19 protein-coding genes and 3 pseudogenes are annotated in these 15,894 nt (G+C 69.1%); 19 read left to right on the top strand and 3 right to left on the bottom strand.

Going from position 1 to position 15,894, the window contains the following annotated elements; translation table 11 throughout:
- Positions 1-196: 196 nt before the first annotated feature.
- Positions 197-331, bottom strand: coding sequence for a hypothetical protein (locus ACFU6I_RS44315; RefSeq protein ID WP_384378939.1), 135 nt, complete (start codon positions 329-331; stop codon positions 197-199).
- A gap of 310 nt (positions 332-641) precedes the next feature.
- Here ACFU6I_RS44315 and ACFU6I_RS44310 point away from each other — a divergent pair.
- From ACFU6I_RS44310 to ACFU6I_RS44270, 9 genes and pseudogenes are all read left to right on the top strand, one after another.
- Positions 642-1,754 (top strand): annotated as a pseudogene (locus tag ACFU6I_RS44310) (SLC13 family permease); the annotation flags it as partial.
- Positions 1,727-2,206: a universal stress protein gene (locus ACFU6I_RS44305; protein ID WP_384378945.1), complete on the top strand. Its 480-nt coding sequence runs from the start codon at positions 1,727-1,729 to the stop codon at positions 2,204-2,206. The pseudogene ACFU6I_RS44310 and the gene ACFU6I_RS44305, both read left to right, overlap by 28 nt.
- A 384-nt stretch (positions 2,207-2,590) precedes the next feature.
- Positions 2,591-2,698 (top strand): annotated as a pseudogene (locus ACFU6I_RS44300) (DUF6104 family protein); the annotation flags it as partial.
- Between the two features lie 298 nt (positions 2,699-2,996).
- Complete coding sequence (locus ACFU6I_RS44295; protein WP_384378936.1) at positions 2,997-3,149, top strand: hypothetical protein; 153 nt, start codon at positions 2,997-2,999, stop codon at positions 3,147-3,149.
- Positions 3,150-3,308: 159 nt separating this feature from the next.
- Positions 3,309-4,661: a tetratricopeptide repeat protein gene (locus tag ACFU6I_RS44290; RefSeq protein ID WP_384378934.1), complete on the top strand. Its 1,353-nt coding sequence runs from the start codon at positions 3,309-3,311 to the stop codon at positions 4,659-4,661.
- Between the two features lie 123 nt (positions 4,662-4,784).
- Positions 4,785-4,955, top strand: a complete 171-nt coding sequence (locus ACFU6I_RS44285) for a hypothetical protein (RefSeq protein ID WP_384378931.1) — start codon at positions 4,785-4,787, stop codon at positions 4,953-4,955.
- Positions 4,952-5,131 (top strand): hypothetical protein, encoded by a 180-nt coding sequence (locus tag ACFU6I_RS44280; protein ID WP_384378928.1) that lies wholly within the window; start codon positions 4,952-4,954, stop codon positions 5,129-5,131. The genes ACFU6I_RS44285 and ACFU6I_RS44280 overlap by 4 nt, the downstream gene beginning before the upstream one ends.
- An 83-nt stretch (positions 5,132-5,214) precedes the next feature.
- Positions 5,215-5,871 (top strand): histidine phosphatase family protein, encoded by a 657-nt coding sequence (locus tag ACFU6I_RS44275; RefSeq protein ID WP_384378925.1) that lies wholly within the window; start codon positions 5,215-5,217, stop codon positions 5,869-5,871.
- Between the two features lie 13 nt (positions 5,872-5,884).
- Complete coding sequence (locus tag ACFU6I_RS44270) at positions 5,885-6,361, top strand: hypothetical protein (RefSeq protein ID WP_384378922.1); 477 nt, start codon at positions 5,885-5,887, stop codon at positions 6,359-6,361.
- A 341-nt stretch (positions 6,362-6,702) separates the two neighbouring features.
- On the opposite strand, the gene ACFU6I_RS44265 is transcribed toward ACFU6I_RS44270, so the two are convergent.
- Positions 6,703-7,344 carry a TolB family protein gene (locus ACFU6I_RS44265; protein ID WP_384378919.1) on the bottom strand — a complete coding sequence of 214 codons (642 nt, stop codon included), beginning with the start codon at positions 7,342-7,344 and terminating at the stop codon, positions 6,703-6,705.
- 538 nt (positions 7,345-7,882) lie between these two features.
- Here ACFU6I_RS44265 and ACFU6I_RS44260 point away from each other — a divergent pair.
- The 10 genes from ACFU6I_RS44260 to ACFU6I_RS44215 all read left to right on the top strand — a co-directional run bounded on the left by ACFU6I_RS44260 (position 7,883) and on the right by ACFU6I_RS44215 (position 15,411).
- A complete protein-coding gene (locus ACFU6I_RS44260) occupies positions 7,883-8,029 on the top strand; it encodes a hypothetical protein (RefSeq protein WP_384378916.1) in 147 nt (48 codons plus the stop codon).
- Between the two features lie 222 nt (positions 8,030-8,251).
- Positions 8,252-8,911, top strand: coding sequence for a hypothetical protein (locus ACFU6I_RS44255; RefSeq protein WP_384378913.1), 660 nt, complete (start codon positions 8,252-8,254; stop codon positions 8,909-8,911).
- Entirely contained in the window at positions 8,911-9,852 is a 942-nt protein-coding gene (locus ACFU6I_RS44250; protein ID WP_384378910.1) for a phosphotransferase, read from the top strand. The genes ACFU6I_RS44255 and ACFU6I_RS44250 overlap by 1 nt, the downstream gene beginning before the upstream one ends.
- A 151-nt stretch (positions 9,853-10,003) precedes the next feature.
- Positions 10,004-10,243, top strand: a complete 240-nt coding sequence (locus tag ACFU6I_RS44245) for a hypothetical protein (RefSeq protein ID WP_384378951.1) — start codon at positions 10,004-10,006, stop codon at positions 10,241-10,243.
- Between the two features lie 74 nt (positions 10,244-10,317).
- On the top strand, positions 10,318-10,569 hold the full coding sequence (locus tag ACFU6I_RS44240) for a hypothetical protein (protein ID WP_384378948.1): 252 nt from the start codon (positions 10,318-10,320) through the stop codon (positions 10,567-10,569).
- Entirely contained in the window at positions 10,491-10,940 is a 450-nt protein-coding gene (locus ACFU6I_RS44235; protein ID WP_384378942.1) for a dTMP kinase, read from the top strand. The genes ACFU6I_RS44240 and ACFU6I_RS44235 overlap by 79 nt, the downstream gene beginning before the upstream one ends.
- Before the next feature lie 27 nt (positions 10,941-10,967).
- Positions 10,968-11,411 carry an NUDIX domain-containing protein gene (locus ACFU6I_RS44230; protein ID WP_384378907.1) on the top strand — a complete coding sequence of 148 codons (444 nt, stop codon included), beginning with the start codon at positions 10,968-10,970 and terminating at the stop codon, positions 11,409-11,411.
- Between the two features lie 243 nt (positions 11,412-11,654).
- On the top strand, positions 11,655-13,592 hold the full coding sequence (locus ACFU6I_RS44225; RefSeq protein WP_384378904.1) for an ABC transporter ATP-binding protein: 1,938 nt from the start codon (positions 11,655-11,657) through the stop codon (positions 13,590-13,592).
- Positions 13,589-14,164, top strand: a complete 576-nt coding sequence (locus tag ACFU6I_RS44220; RefSeq protein ID WP_384378901.1) for a class I SAM-dependent methyltransferase — start codon at positions 13,589-13,591, stop codon at positions 14,162-14,164. Before ACFU6I_RS44225 ends, ACFU6I_RS44220 begins: the two co-directional genes overlap by 4 nt.
- Positions 14,165-14,202: 38 nt before the next feature.
- Entirely contained in the window at positions 14,203-15,411 is a 1,209-nt protein-coding gene (locus tag ACFU6I_RS44215) for an NUDIX domain-containing protein (RefSeq protein ID WP_384378898.1), read from the top strand.
- Positions 15,412-15,566: 155 nt separating this feature from the next.
- Here ACFU6I_RS44215 and ACFU6I_RS44210 read toward each other — a convergent pair.
- Positions 15,567-15,719, bottom strand: a pseudogene (locus tag ACFU6I_RS44210) (transposase); the annotation flags it as partial.
- Positions 15,720-15,894: the final 175 nt, after the last annotated feature.

Genomic DNA, 15,894 nt, shown 5'->3' with positions numbered 1-15,894 from the left:
CGGACAGGCCGCACGAAGGCTAACCTGGTCGCCCCGGGTAGGGGCGGTGTCGTCGTCCATCCGGTCATCCTGCCAGCAGCCGAGGCCCGATTCCCGAAGCTGGGGAACGATCCAGCCCGGCTATGGGTATCCAGCCGCCCGGATAGCTCGTGCGGTCGGGGTTCAGCCAGACCGTCAGGGCCGGCGATGGCTCCGGTCAGGACGAGTCCAACGCCTTGCGCACTGTCCGCCAGGTCACGCCGTGCTTGCGCTCAAGCTCTCGCATCGACATGCCGCCGCGATGGTCACGTCGGATCGCCGCGTACAGCTTGGCCTTCGACATCTGCGGCATGACCAGCACCTTTCACCAAGAGCATCTGATTGCTGCCCTGGCAAGAGCCCCCGTGCCTCCCAAACTCATCAACATCACCCGACCGTGGATCGGGCCGCCTCCCAAACCCGTCGACAAGTGACGTCACTACTGCTCGATAAAGCCAGCTAAGCGCCGTCGGCGTGCGGAAGGCACCTGACCCAAGCATCGGCGACATACCGCTAATTTCTCTTCCGACACTTCACACTGGCCACGGCGTCCTCGACGCCACATGTCAGCCCCGGCGCGGCATCCGCTGCACCAAGGATTCCACCCCGGAAAGGCTCAGACCCTGAACGCGTCACTCGCAGAAGCACTCTCCGTCGCCCTGCTCCTGGCGGTGCTGGCCTGCGCAGTGATCCGGCCGTGGGGCTGGCCGGAGGCAGTCGTGGCCGTCCCCGCTGCCGGGGTGGTCATCGCCACCGGAGCGATCTCCCTCGACCATACGGCGGCCGAGGCCGCCCGGCTGGGCCCGGTGATCGGCTTCCTCGCAGCCGTCCTGGTCCTGGCCCAGCTGTGCGACGACGAGGGCCTGTTCCACGCCTGCGGCGCCTGGATGGCCCGCAGGGCGGCTGGTCGCCCCCGCCGCCTGCTGGTTCTCGTCTTCGTGACCGCCTCGCTGATCACCGCGGTGCTCAGCCTGGACGCCACGGTGGTCCTGCTGACCCCGGTGGTGTTCGCCACCGCCGCCCGGCTCGGCGCCCGCGCCAAACCGCACGTCTACGCCTGCACCCACCTGTCGAACAGCGCATCACTGTTGCTGCCGGTCTCCAACCTCACCAACCTGCTGGCCTTCGCCGCCAGCGGCCTGACCTTCACCCGCTTCGCCGCCCTGATGACGCTGCCCTGGCTGGTCGCGATCGGGGCCGAGTACGTGGTGATCCGCCGCTTCTTCGCTACCGACCTGGACGCGGGCGCCCAGGCCCCGCCCACCGAAGAGCCCCGCGAGCTGCCGCTTTTCGCCCTGCTCACGGTGGCGGGCACCCTGGCGGGATTCGTGCTGACCTCGGCGGTCGGCATCAACCCGGCCTGGGCGGCGGCCGCGGGCGCGGCCGTGCTGGCGGCCCGCGCCCTGGCCCAGCGCCGCACCACCCCCGCAGCAATCGTCCGAGCCGCGGCCCTGCCGTTCTGCGCCTTCGTGCTGGCCCTGGGCATCGTGGTCCGGGCGGTGGTCGACAACGGCCTCGCGGGCGCGCTGAGCCACGTGGTTCCCGGTGGCACCGGCCTGGCGGCCCTCCTGGCCATCGCGGCACTGGCAGCCGTACTGGCGAACGTCATCAACAACCTGCCTGCGGTCCTGGTGCTGCTGCCCCTGACCGCCCCCACCGGCCCGGGCGCCGTCCTGGCCGTGCTCCTCGGGGTCAACATCGGCCCGAACTGGAGGGCACTTGGCCCGCCTGCGTCGACGCCGCCCGCGCCTACGCGCCCGAGGGTTCCGAGCTCGTGCTGCTGCACGTCACCGGCCACGAAGTGCCAAGCGCCGCGCACGGCGCCTACGCCGGACTGCTGGGCCGCGCCCGCCCCGACCGCGACCCCGGCACCGCCGTGGAACACCTGGCCGCCGCCTCCGCCGAACAGCTCCTGGCCAGCGCCGCCGAGCGGCTGGGACGCCCATGCACCCGCCAAGAGCGCTCGGGCCGCGTCGAACGGGAAGTCGTGACCGCCGCGGAAGGCGCCGACCTGCTCGTCCTCGCCCGCGACGGTGACCACACCCACCTCGGCCCCCGCAGCCTCGGACCCGCCAGCCGATTCATCGTCGACCACGCCCCCTGCCCCGTCCTGCTGGTCTGGCCGGAGACCGCACCCAGCACGGCCACCATCCCGCTACCACCACCCCACCCGCCGCATCACCGCTAGCCACGGCCGGACCACACCGCTACGCACCCATCCGAGTGAACTGCAGATAAGCGCTGAGGCCTGGAACGCCAAGCATCCCGGCGAGGGTTCGGTTCGTGTCCGACGCCCAGCCGCGCCGACGCAAGAACGATGACCACGCCTGAACAAAAAATGCCCGGGGTGGCCGTTCCGTCACCGGCGCCATACACCAGACGCCCACCCCGGGCACCGCTCACCCTTCCACACCCTCACCCGTGGTCGGGCCAGATATCCCGCTACAGACCGTCCGCCGGATGCTCGCCAACGCGACGGGCCGGCCGCGGACTCTGTGTCGACGTGAGTGCACTGCGTAGTCAGCGAGAACAAGTACGCCTGGAACTGCTCGTCGAGTAGGCGAATCACCTCATGTACTTCACCTACCGCGGCATCGAGGAACTGAAGAAGCGGCACGGCGAGGAAGAGGTCACCTACGAGTGGCTCGCCAAGAAGACTCGCGCTCGTCACGACATATCGCGATGCGGAGGTGTCAAGTCGCAGGTCGAGAGCCCCCACCGGTTGCCACCAGCATCGTGCGCCCCTGATCAGCCCCGCTGTGCGGTCCGCCCTGGACAAGGTCAGCGTTGAGTTCGGAATCGAGATGCTTGCTGAGGGTGCAACGGCGGTCCTGGTGCGTCGCGATCCCGGCCCCCGGCACCGGCTGGGGAACCGCCCGCTTCGACCTGATCCACTCCCCCGCCGACGCGGATCGGATCGCGCCCGACGCCCCGGACACCGTTACGCCTGCACCACCCGATGCCCGGACCTCGCCGACGTGCTGCTGCGCGAGATCCAGCCCGGCGACCTGCTGCGCGTCACTGGAACCGTCGTCCAGCCCGACGACCCGGGCGCCCCGGCCCAGTTCACCGTCGACGGCCTGGAGGTCCTGGAGGCCGCGCCCGCCCCGGTTATTGGTATCCCCGGCTAATGGAACCTGCGGAATGCGTCCCGAGAGAGACACGCTGACTCACCGACCTCTGCAGATGTCCTCGTTCAGCGGTGGTTCGAGCAGACGGTCGGGAGCGTGGGAAGGCGTGCGGCACGGGCAACCAAAGACGGTGCGTGATCCGACCGTTAGGGTGCGGCCATGGACGCCGCCGTACTCGACCGCCGGACCCGCATGCACGACGAGTGCATACCGCCGGATCTCGTTGACCGTCTCCTCGCCCTCGGTCACGCCGACGTGGTGCGCGCCCAGGCCTTGGCGGAAGACGGTGACTGGTTCTGCGCCCGTGCCTGGGCGCGCCTGCTGGCTGGCCGGGGCGAGCTGGAGGAGGCCCTCAGGGTGCTGGCCCCGTACGTAGGGACGGGCTGGTGGACGGCGACTGCGGAGGCCGCCCGGCTGCTGGACTCGGGGGGCCGGGGCGAGGAGGCCATTTTCCTCGTCCGTCCCTTCGCACGGGACGGGGAGCGGTTCGCGCTGCACGACTTGGCCCTGCTGCTGGCCCGGCACGGGCGGGGCGAGGAGGCTTACGTGCTGCTCCTGCCGCACGTCGCGGACTGGTCCCTCGCCGAGGCCCTGGTCGAGGTGGGTGTTGGGCTGGGCCGGGGTGAGGAGGTTGCGGCGCTGCTGACGGCCCGGATCGCGCCGGGGTGCCCGTGCACGCGGTGCGGCAGCCCGGAGTGCGGCGGGCGGTACCCGGAGCCGTTCAACGCGGTGAATCTGCTGGCGTCCGTTCGCGAGGGGCAGGGCCGCACGAATGAGGCGGTCGAGGTGCTGCGTACGTACGGCTCCACGCCGGTTAACAGCCGTGACCCGCTGGCTGAACTGCTGGTGCGGCATGGCCGGATCGACGAGCTGCGCGCTTACGCGGCCGACGAGGACCGGCCGGAAGCCGTCCGCCACCTGGCGGAGCTGCTGGAGGCCCGCGGCGACGTGGCGGGCGCGGTCGAGGTGTACCGGCGGCATGCGGAGCACGACGGCTGGCACGCGCCGACACTGCTGGCGCAGCTGCTTGCCCGGCATGGGCGGGGCGCCGAGGCCATCGAGGTGATGCGCGCGCTGGACAGCGCCGAGGACTGGGTCGCCGACCTGCTGTGCGGGCTGTTCGCCGCCGAGGGTCGCGCCGAGGAGGGCCTCGCCCACCTGGACGCCCTCAAGGCCCGGCGGGGCAAGGAGGAGTGGGAGCTGTTCCGGCTGCGGGGCCCGCTTTTGGCTGCCTGCGGACAGCTCGACGAGGCGGTGGAGGAGGCCCGGGTGCACCCCGAGGGCGGGAGTCCGTACGCGGTGGAGAGCCTGGCCGGCCTGTTGGCCGACGCCGGACGCCCGGAGGAGGCTGTCGCCCTCCTGGACGCGGACCGCCTGGACCACCGACGGACTCTCGGCCCGCTGCTGGTGGAGCTGGGCCGGGTCGAGGAGGCCATGGCGCTGCTGCGGACGCCGCGCCCCGTCGTACCACTGCCGGAGCCGACGGGCTACAGCGACTGTCCACCCTTCTAGGTAGTCGCTTTCGCATCTTGTCGGATAAGCCCGTGGTGTCCGGTGCCGAGCGCGGCAAGGCGGAGGTCTCCACGGGGCGTAGTTGGGAACCCCGGCAAGGCAGCCGAAGGTGGTACCGCGCACTTGCTGTACGACCTGGTGCTGGAGCGCTGGGGCAGCTACGTGTCCGTGTTCGACGCCGGCCGCGACGCCGTGCCGGTGTTCACCGTGGACGGGACGTGGGTCGGCGAGGCCGCCAGCCCCGACGCGATCGGCGAGCTGATCGAAGCCCACGAGAACGGCGGCACGCGATGACGCCTGCCCTTCCCACGCAGCGCACCGTCCTGGGGCGGTTCCGCGCCGGCCACCCCCGCGGCTCCTGGCCCGCCGACGAATACGCCGCCCAGGGTGCCCAGGGCACCGACGCCCACGTCGTGATGGACCTGCCAACCGACCAGTTCCTTGCGGTCGCCAACACCACTCCCCAGTAGCCCCTGAACACACGGAGCGCCGTGCCCGCCTCCCGTGCGGGCACGGCGCTGTCTGGCACGGCACCTTGACGGAGAGGATGAAGATGCTTTTCCTCGTTCGCCACGCCGAATCCATTGAGAACGCCACCAAATACACCGGCTTCTACGAGAACCCCCGTCCGTGGACCGGGCCGGCCGCGCATGCCCTGTCCCGGGACGTTGTCGGCCTGACGCCACGTGGCTTCCTTCAGTGTTTGTGGCTGCGGCAGACGCTGCGGGACCTGACCGGACCCGGCCCGGCGATCCGCACCTCGCAGTACCGCCGCGCCTTCGACACCGCCGCGCTTGCTCTGCCCGGCCTGCCCTACGAGGTGACCGTGCTCCTCAACGAGCAGCACTACGGCGCAGCCACCTACATGACCAAACAAGAGCTGTACGCCACCTACCCCGAGGGGACCGAGGACCGGCAGACCCGCAAGCACCTGTGGACGCCCTCCGGCGCCGACGGAGAGTCCCTGGCCTGCGGCGTCCTGCGGCGGGCCACGGCGTTCGTCGACTGCCTGCACACCGCGTCCGCGGCGGATGTCGTGGCGTTCACGCACCACACCGCGATCCTCGCGCTGCGCGCGGTCCTGGAGCGACGGCCGGTGACCGAACTGGTCGACGAGGCCCGCGTGCGCAAGACACCCAACGCCGCCGTCCGGGTCTACGAGGTCGACGGCCTGTTCCACGCCCGCGGCACCGCCCAACCGGACTGCTGAGGAGGCCGCGGCCATGAACGTCCTGTACATCAACGGGCCCGTGCAGAACGGCCCCTTCACCATCGCCGAACGGCCGGGCAAGGCGGCCGGCATCCGCGCGGCCGAAGCACTCAACACCCTCCTTGACGCCGGGCCGGTCCCGCATCTGTGGAACACCGTCACTCTGGCCGGAGACCTGCGCCACCGTGACGCCCCCGACCGGGACACCATCGGCCGGCAGGAGCGGGAGGAACGCGCGATCGCCGCCAAGTACGCGCCGGGCGCGGCCCCGGCCGGTGGCATTCTCACCGACACCACGCCCGTCGTGGCCGCCCTCGCGCTGGAGATGACCGAACGCCTCCTGCGGGAAGGCGCCCTGGCGGTCGTTCCCACCGCGGTCCATCTCTGCGCCTGCTGCGGTCACATGACCGGCGCCGTCGCCCACGCTTGGAAAACGTGTTGTGGGCAACCCCTCACGAGTTCGAATCTCGTATCCTCCGCAGCCGCCTGAACAGGCAAAACGAGGGCCCCGCTGATCGTCAGCGAGGCCCTTCGTCAGGCTGCCCGACCCTCGTTGCTCCGGAGAGATCCGGGGTCCTTGACGTTTCGGGGGCGGTGCCACCTTCGGGTGCACCTTGAGGGCCACCAGGTGGTCTCGCCCGCCGGTCCGGTCCGCGCGGTGGCTGGTCAGCCGATGGTTGCGATTCCGTCGGTGGTGATGGTGGGGCGGCCCACCCAAGGTGCCGTTACCACACGCCCTGGAGGGCGGGCGGAGCCATGCTCTAAAGGGTGCCGGCCTGTGCCTGATGACCGTTCGCCGAACGGGTCAGTGGGCTACGGCACCGTGACGGGTCAGTTCTCGATCCACTCGGTCAATTCCGTTCCGGGGAGATCGGAAATCATTCGTGCATTGTGATCGTCTGCATCAGCCACGTACAGCCCGTGTTGCCCTGTGCCCGGGTCAGAGGCCGAGTAGGCGATCTGACTGCCGTCAGGCGAGTACACCGGCGAGACGCCCATGAGGCCGGAGATGACGGGTGTGCTGTCGCCGGTCGTGGTGTCGACCACACTCGCCCCACTGTCGGTGGGGTAGATGATGTGGCGTCCGTCCGGTGACCAGTCGGCGGGTGCGTTCCAGACCCGGTGGTCCGTAGTGAGCTGGCGTACCTGGCGGGTGGCCAGATTCATGACAAACAGGTCGGTGCCGTATTCCGTGTTCCCGAAATCATCCAGGTACTCCACGGATTGGTGGAAGGCGATCTGCGTGCCATCGGGCGAGAAGGTCGGACGGAGTCCCGGGCCCAGGGACTCGAAGCCCGTTCCGTCGGGCTTTACCCATCCCATTCCCTGAGTGCTGTCGAAAACGATGTGCTGGCCGTCTGGAGCCCAGTCAGGAAATTCAAGGCTGGTGAAGCCGACCTCGTCCGCCCCGGCGGTGAACAGGGTGCGCTGATCCGCTCCACCGACCGCGGAAACCATCAGGGAAGTGGGCATGCCGCAACTGTTAACAGGCTGGCACCCGGGTGTACCGGCGAACGCGACCTGCGAACCATCCGGTGACACTACTCCGTCCACGCCGGCGGTGGTGAGGGTCTTCGTGACCGCTCCGCTCTTCGGGTTCACCTCGAACGTCCCCCGCGTGTCGGAGGTCCATTGGGAGACGACAAGCCTGCCTGGTGCGACGCTGCCGACCGGGGCCGACGAGCTGAGATCGAGCGCGGAGGCGGTGCCCAGGAAGGGCAGAGTGACCGCAATCGAGATACCGATGACTGCTATAGCGCGTGTAGACCGCACTCATACTCCATCGTCCAGGAGGCCCGAGGCCTCATCTTCAGGCCCGGCAATCGCGCCTTCATTCGATCAAGCGTGCGGGCGGCTCCGGGTGTCACAGGACGTTGGTGCCCATGCTGTGCGGCAGCTCCCACCGGTGCGGCCGGCATCGCTTCTGGTGACTGGTTTGGTGGCGGGTCCAGCCTTCGGCAACGGCGAGGTTGAACGAGCTGACGTAACCGGCGACCGCGAGGCGGTGACCGTGCAGCCTGACCGAGACAACTACGAGAGCCCGTACCGCATCGGGTACGTGCGCGTCGACCTCACGTGCAGCGATGGACACGGCTTCGCGTTCATCATGGTCAACCACAAGGTCGCGGAGTTCGTCGGCGTCGTCCCTCGTGTCTGAGCTGAGACCTCGGCTCTGAGCCGCTCGTTGTCTTGGTCTTTGTCCAGTGCGCTGACGGACGCCGACGTTCACTGCCGTACGCGCACCCCGTCTGACCTGCCGCGCGAACCACCGCGGACGCCCCCGTACGGTCATGCGGACAGTTGCCGGGCGTGCGGGCACCAGGGCTCCCGGCCTCACACCCGGCGGTTGCTGGTCTGGGACCGGCCCCCAGGCACATCAGTGCTCGCACGTGATGACTTCCACGCCCACCGGGCCCGGCCACCGGGACATCTGCTGACCATCGCCCAGAACGTCCCTCAGCGGCTGATCCTGTCCCGCACCCGCGACCACGGCATCAGCCTCGCGCCGCTCGGGCTCGACAACCTGGTCCTGGACCCGCGGGCCGGCGTGCACATCGCCGTGCTGGCCCCTGCTGCCCGGTCCAACGCCAGGCGGCCGGTGATGGCGGTCACCGAGAACGCCGCGGCGAACGTCGCCGCCTACGGGGCCCTGTTCCGGCGGGACAACGGAACGCGGCTGCGGTACGCGCTGCACGGGCGCATCCCGTACGACGACACCGCGGCGCTGCAGCGGCTGTGCGAGGTGCACCGTGTCAGCCCGGCGCTACGAGAGCTGTTCCTCACCTGGTTCCTGCCCTTGTGCTCCCTGCACATCCGGGCGGGCATCACTGCGGCACAGCTCCCGGGGCTGCTGAAATTCTGGCGCCGCGCCCACCTGGCCCGGCCGGACACACCCGGGAGTGACGTCCTCGCCGAACTGCGGCACCGTGTCGCGGCGGGTGATATGCGCTGGGTGATGGACGTCCGGACCCTGTCCCGGGCCATCCCCGAGTACCCGGTCACCCACGGTTCCGCAGAGGAGCCGGAAGGAGCGAGCTGATGGACGAGAACAACTGGCGGTTCGTCAAGAAGCGGACTGCCGCCGACGGCGCGGTGTACGTCTCCGCCGACAAAACGCGGTACCGGCGCACCGGCGGAGCCGAGCTTCAAGCGGAGGCAGAATTCCAGCGCCGGATCGCGGACCTTAACTACCCGGTCCCGCACGTCCTGGAGGAGGGCGCCACTGACGACGGCCACTACTACGTCGTGGAGGAGTCGCTGGGCGACCAGACCCTGCACGACCGGGCGGTGGCGTCCCTGGACGGCGGCCGCAAAATGCCCGACGACGTCACCGACACCGCCGCGCAGGTCGCCACCCGGCTGCTGCGCGCACAGGCCGCCCACCTCGTCCGGCCCACGCCCGGCACACTGCGGCAGTGGCTGGACAGCGCCGGGTTCACCCAGAACGTCTTCCAGGAGAACCCCGACCTGGACAACAACCGGACGCGCGCTGCGCTCGATCACGCGGTGGACCACCTCGGCACAGTTCCGCTGGTGCGGGGCCACCTCGACTACGGTCTGCCCAACGTCCTGCCGGCCGGGGTCATCGACTGGCAGCACCACGGCTGGGTGCCACTGGGATACGACGTCCTCCCGGCCCTGGAAATCATCGCCTTCAAGGGTGGCAACAAGGGCTACACCGCCAGCCCCGGCCAGCGGCGCCGCTACCTCGCGGTGCTGGACGACGCGAGCCTGAACGCAACCGGACAGCCGGTCAGCCAGAACCTGGGCGCATACCTGCTCGTCAAGGCCCTGTTCTTCCTCGCCCTGATGCGGCCCACCGACCCCTCCCGTACGGACAAGCACCTGAAGTGGCAGTACCGCCGTCACCTCTTCACGAAGGGACTCGAGCAGTATGAGCGCACCGGGACGGTCGATACCGCCCTCTTCCCCAGCCTTCAAGAGTTCGCCGCGGGGCACAGCGCTGGCGACCATCCGTGACCGCGACTACCTCCTGGACCGCGCCGGGGTGATCTTCAAAGTCATCGGCGATGTCCATCCCGGCCCGCACTTCCTGGGGTACGTCAAGTAATACCCGGACGCCCGCGGCGACCGGATGCTGTTCGGCCGGACGTACCGGCAGAACAGCGTCGTGTCCAAAGCGTTCGGGATCCTCGCCGACCGGCCCGAGTGCTACCTCTACTCCCCCGCCGTGGGGTGCGTCATCACTGGCGTGCCCCGCGAGGACATCGTCACCCACTACTCCTGCCGCCAGACCCTCGCCGCACTGCACCAGGCCCCCGCTCTCCTGGGCCAAACGGCGGTCAGCGAGGACCTGCTCGCCACATCAACTGGATCGTCGAGGCCGGCGCCGCGGGCGTCATCGGTGTGACCGGGTCCTTCCTGGTCGGCGCCTGCAACGCGCGAGCAGCACCAGCGCAACCAGAAGACCCAGGAGGCTGCGTCATGACACTGGAACGCGGACGGTTCGTTACGCTCGATGGCCCCAGCGGCGTCGGGAAGTCCACCACCATCCAAGCCCTGCGCGACGAACTGTTCAACCGGGGCATCGCGGTCCGTCAGGCGCTGGAACCCACCACCAGGGACATCGGTCGCTTCATCAGCGCGCACTCAGCCACATCCGCAGCCACGCCCTGGCCTGCCTGGTCGCGGCGGACCGGTACGAGCACGTCGAGCACGAGATCGAGCCCTGGCTGAGCGCTGGCGACACCGTAGTCACCGACCGGTACCTCGCCTCAACGCTCGTCATGCAGCAGCTCGACGGCGTGCCGCTGAAGTTCTTGCTCGACCTGAACGCACACGTCCTGATGCCCGACCTGGCCGTCATCCTGACTGCGCACCCCAGCCTCATCGCCGAGCGAATAGCCGCACGCGGCCCCCGCAACCGTTTCCACCACGACCCGACCGTGCCCGGCCGCGAAGTCGACCTCTACGACGAGACCGCCCAGACGCTCATGACGGCCAACGTCAAGGTGTTGGTCGCGAATACCAGCGACGCCACCCCATCGGAGCCTACTGCCACAATCGCCGACGCAATCCCCGAGTCGCCGGTAGCGTCGGCTGCCTGAACGCCACCAAACAACCTCTCAGGGACCATGACACCGCCACTCGCAGAACCCGTCATCGATACCCACGTCATCCTCCGTGAGGGCGACAAGCTGCTGTTCTCCCAGCGCGGCGGACCGTACGGCTACGGCCGCTGGCACATGCCGTCCGGCAAGCTCGACCGGGGCGAACCCCTGAGCGTCGGGGCCGCCCGGGAGCTGCAGGAGGAAACTGGCGTCACCGTCGATCCGGAACATCTGCGACTGGTGCACGTCGTGCACCACAAGCAAAGCGACACCGTGGAACGGATCGGGTTCTTCTTCGAGGCCACCCAGTGGAGCGGGGAGCCCGTCAACAAGGAGCCTGAGAAGTGCCTCGGCCTGGAGTGGTTCAGCGTGCACGAACTACCCAAGGACATCATCGAGTACCCCAAGGAAGGGCTTCTCGGCTACCTGCAAGAGGCCGGCACTCTGGCAGAGCACGGCTGGAAGTAGCCCCGAAGCGCGACGCGTACGTCTGCCCCGGCCGCGCGGTAAATACCGGGCCGGGGCAGACAGCGCCACCGCAGCTTCCGCCTGCTCCTGGCCGGCCAGCGCGCGGGGCTATCCGGCAATGCGATCAGCACCGTGGCGGTACCCAGCTGCGCGCTCTCCGAGCAGCGCCTCAAGCACCCCGTGATCGCCCCGTACCGCACCCCGCAGCCGCGGCCTTGCTTCCGAGGAAGGAAACCGGCCTTGATGGAGACCACGAGCAAGCTCCACGACGAGAACGGCGAAGACGGCGATGCCTCCACGACACACCTCATCGAGGAAATCCTGACGTTCGACCACCCAGGCGGGGACAGCCTGGAACTCGCCGACCTGCTGACCGGACGCAGCATGGCCCGCCGTCTCCCCTCTTTGATTCGACGGACCTTCTCCCTGGCGTGGGAGGTCGACCCCCGGGCAGTCGCGGTCTTGCTCGCCTGCCAAATCGTCTCTGGAGTAGCGGGGGCACTCGGCCTGTTCGCCACCACCCAGGCGTTCTCTGCACTCATCGCGACGGCCCAGGACACGAGTCGACTGAGCGGGGCGATCCCGGCCGTGTCCGTTCTTGCCGGGACTGCCGGCCTGCGGGCGCTGCTCGGCATCGCGATCCAGGCACTGTCCAACCGGCTGTCGCCGCGAATCTGCCGTGAGGCGGAGTTCCGGATGCTGGAGGCAGCCACCAACGCCGAGCAGGCTGCCTACGATCACCCGGGGTTCAACGACCGTTTTGATGCAGCCGAGCGAGGCGTCGACGTCAGCCGCGACATGATCGGCCAGTCCCAGAACTACGTCTCCTCCCTCGCCACCCTCCTCGGGGCAGCCGTGGTGCTGGCCAGCCTGTACCCCCTCCTGCTTCCGCTGCTCGTGCTGGCCGCCGTACCGCAGGCCATCGCCAGCATCCGGGGCGAACGCATCACTTACCTGGCGACGGTCGCCACCCACAAGGACCGTCGCGTGATGTACATGCTCCGCTGGCACCTGATCGCGAAGGACCAGTCCGACCAGGTCCGCACCGACACCCTGGCCCCCTACCTCCTGAAGAAGTACCGGGCGAGCGCGGAGCGTGTGGAGGCCACCAGCAACGCCGCCACCTGGGAGCGAGCCAAGGTCACTCTCGTGGGCGCCGCTGCGACTGGGCTCGGGTCGGCGGTCGTATGGGGCGCGGTCCTCCTGCTGCTGGGATCCGGCCGGATCTCCGCCGCAGCAGCCGGCACCGCCGTGTTCGCCCTGCGCTCTGCCGCCACCGGGCTGCAAGGACTCGTCGGATACGGTCGGGACCTGCTCCGCACCGGGCTGTACCTCGACGACTGGGAACGGTTCGTCAACGAGGCAGCCGGTCAGCGCCTGGACCGAGGCACCCTCGCGCCTAGCCGGCCCAAGCACATCGCTCTTCGACAAGTCACCTTCCGCTACCCGGAAGCCACACAGGACACCCTGCACGCCGTCGACTTCGACGTCCGCCAGGGCGAGATCGTGGCCGTGATCGGAGAGAACGGCTCCGGCAAGAGCACCCTGATGAAGCTGCTGTCCGGCCTCAACCTGGCCACCAGCGGCACCGTCACCTGGGACGGCGTCAACATCGCCGGCCTAGACCCGCACGCGATGTGGCGGCAGACCTCGGTGGTCCCGCAGGACTTCGCCCGCTGGCCCATGACCGCACGCGAGAACATCACCCTGGGCCAACCGCGGCCGGAGGGGGACCGGGCCGTCCTTCGCGCAGCCGAGGCCAGCGGCGCCGACGACGTCCTCACCACCCTGCGGTCCGGACTGAACACCCTGCTGGCCCGGGAGTGGTGGGGCGGGGTGGCACTCTCCCCAGGGCAATGGCAGCGCATCGCGGTGGCCCGAGCAGCACACCGCGACGCGGGCCTGCTCGTCATGGACGAGCCAACCTCCGACCTCGACCCCAGAGCCGAGCACCGCATCTTCACCGGACTTCGCCACCTGGCCGGCGACCGAGCTGTCGTCCTGGTTACCCACAACCTCGCCAATACCTCCGTCGCCGACCGCGTCGTGGTGATGGACGCAGGTCGTATCGTGCAGAACGGCACCTTCCATGAGCTGATCAACCAGCCCGGTCTCATGCAGGACCTGTGGCGCCTGCAACAGGACCGCGATGCCTACCGGCCCGAAGGAGGTCGCACATGATCCCCTCCTCGCGGGCCTACTGGGAGCCACTGTGGTCAAACGGCCGCCGCTACCGTCAGCTCGCCACCGCCGAGACCGCACTGCTGGCCGAGCACCTCGGCCCCGGCAACGGGCGCCCGGCGCTCGACATCGGCAGCGGCGACGGTGCCCTCGCCCGTCACCTCCACCACCAGGTCGGCTACCGCACCACCGGCATCGACTGCGCCCCCAGTGCCGTCGCCCTTGCCGCCGCCCAAGACATCGCCTCTGGCACCAACCCGACCTGGCGATGCGGGGACATCACCAGCGGCAACCTCGACGCCTTGCCGGACCCGGCGTACGCAGCCATCACCTGCCGCCTGGTCTACCGGTGGATGGATGACAAGCCCTACTTCCTCGACCGCGTGCGCCAGCTGCTCGCACCCGGCGGTTGCTTCTGGGTCGTCACCGAGATCGCAGGCCGACGCAAGAACACTGACCGCCTCAAGAGCCTCGGGATTACCGCCGCCGAAGCCGAGACCCTCGCCGCCGGCTGGTCAGTCGTTCGAATCGCCGACCTCGATGTACTCCGCTGCTACGCACTGCGGCCCTGAAGCCCGCCAGCAACTACCCACCGACATCGGAGAGCCCAGTGAGTGCATCCCCGGCGAACGAACAGAGCTGGACCATTTACGGCCAGAGGCAACTGGACCACGGCTATACACCGCCTGTTCCGGAACGGATCGACTGGGGGTTTTGGCCCGCTGTCGGCCCCGGCGCCGAGCTCCTCGGCTCCATCGACGGCAAGCGAGTGCTCGACATCGGATCCGGGCCCGGCCACCACGCCGTCCACCTGGCCCGAAAACACGGTGCCCTCGTGGACGGGATCGACCTGTCACCCACCCAGCACCAACGCGCTCTGCAGGCTCACGGCACCGAACCCGGAGTGCACTTCGTATGCGCGGACGTCGTCCAGCACCTGCGCCAAGTCGATCCCTACGACGCCGCCTACGGCATCCGCACCTTCGGCTGCATCGATCCACACCACCTGCTCCCGGCCCTTCGGGACGGCCTCGCCGAAAACGCACCCCTCGTATTCTCCGCCTTGCACACCGACGCAGAGGGCCGCCAACCCTCCAGCACTGTGGCTCCGCGCCAGCAGGTCATCCGGCTCCGGAACGAGGAACCCATCCCCACACAGATGTGGGTGCTCACACCCCAGCTGTGGGGGGACCTGCTCACCAATCACGGCTTCACCGTCGAGGCGGTGGACCTATTGCGGGCGCCGGAGGGCGACAACCCTGTCGTGATCCAGCTCATCCGAGCCAGACGCCAGCCGCGCAGACAACCGCCCCGCGCCTCCAGCCGACCCCGTACGAACCGGCCGCCGGCCCCGCACGCGGCCGTCGGTGTCGGTGCGATCCTCCTCAGCGAGCAGGAAGTGCTTCTGGGGCGCCATCGGCGCGGCACCCTCGAACTGCCCGGCGGAACCGTCGAGGCCGGGGAGTCCTTCGAAGATGCGGTAATCCGCGAACTCGGCGAGGAGACTGGACTGATGGCCCGCCCTGACGACGTCAGGCTCCTGGGAACGCTCGTCGACCACGTCGGCGGCGTCGTGCGGGTCACGGTGGGTGCCCTGGTGCATGCCTGGCAGGGCCAGCCGGCCACGCAGCCGGACGAGAGCGTCGGCGACTGGGCCTGGTATCCCCTGGATGAGCTGCCCGACGGGCTGTTTGTGTGCAGTGCGCAGATCCTCACCGCTTGGCGATCCGACATGCCCATCGACCACGCCCCAGCGCACTTCACGCCCTTCGCCTACGGCACTCCTCACTCCACGCCCCCGATGGACGGCCTCACGTGACAGACGCCGCAGATTCGAGCCTGTGGCGGCACCGGGATTTCCGCCCCGCACGCGGCCGGTACGCCGCCATGTTCGACACGCAAGCCGCCCAGTACGCCCCCACTGCCAGCATCCGGAACCCCACGTCACCCACCGTCGCGGATGTGGTCCACGCCCAGGCGCTCAGCCATCGGCTGCATCGACTTGCGCTTGCCGTCCAGCATCAGCCCGCGCAGGTACATCTCGCCCTTGGCCCGCTGATCCCGACGCGCCAACGAGCCCAGCATCTCCGCCGCGAACGCCTCCAGACGCGGACGAACCTCTTCCATCTCCTCAGGTGTCACACCTGAAAGAAGATCACAACCCTACTCCTGGTTGATCATCCGGGGTACCTAACAAAGCCCTACTAAGAGCCTCCGGCAGTAGGCGCCGCGGACTTTCGTGATCGACCCCTGTGCGCCGAGCAGGCACGAGCCTGAGTGATCATCGAGTTCTCTACGCTCC

This window comes from Streptomyces sp. NPDC057486 (genome assembly GCF_042802415.1).
Classification (GTDB): domain Bacteria; phylum Actinomycetota; class Actinomycetes; order Streptomycetales; family Streptomycetaceae; genus Streptomyces; species Streptomyces yanii.
The sequence above is the reverse complement of the archived record's forward strand: the minus strand, read 5'-3'. Positions and strand labels throughout refer to the sequence as shown.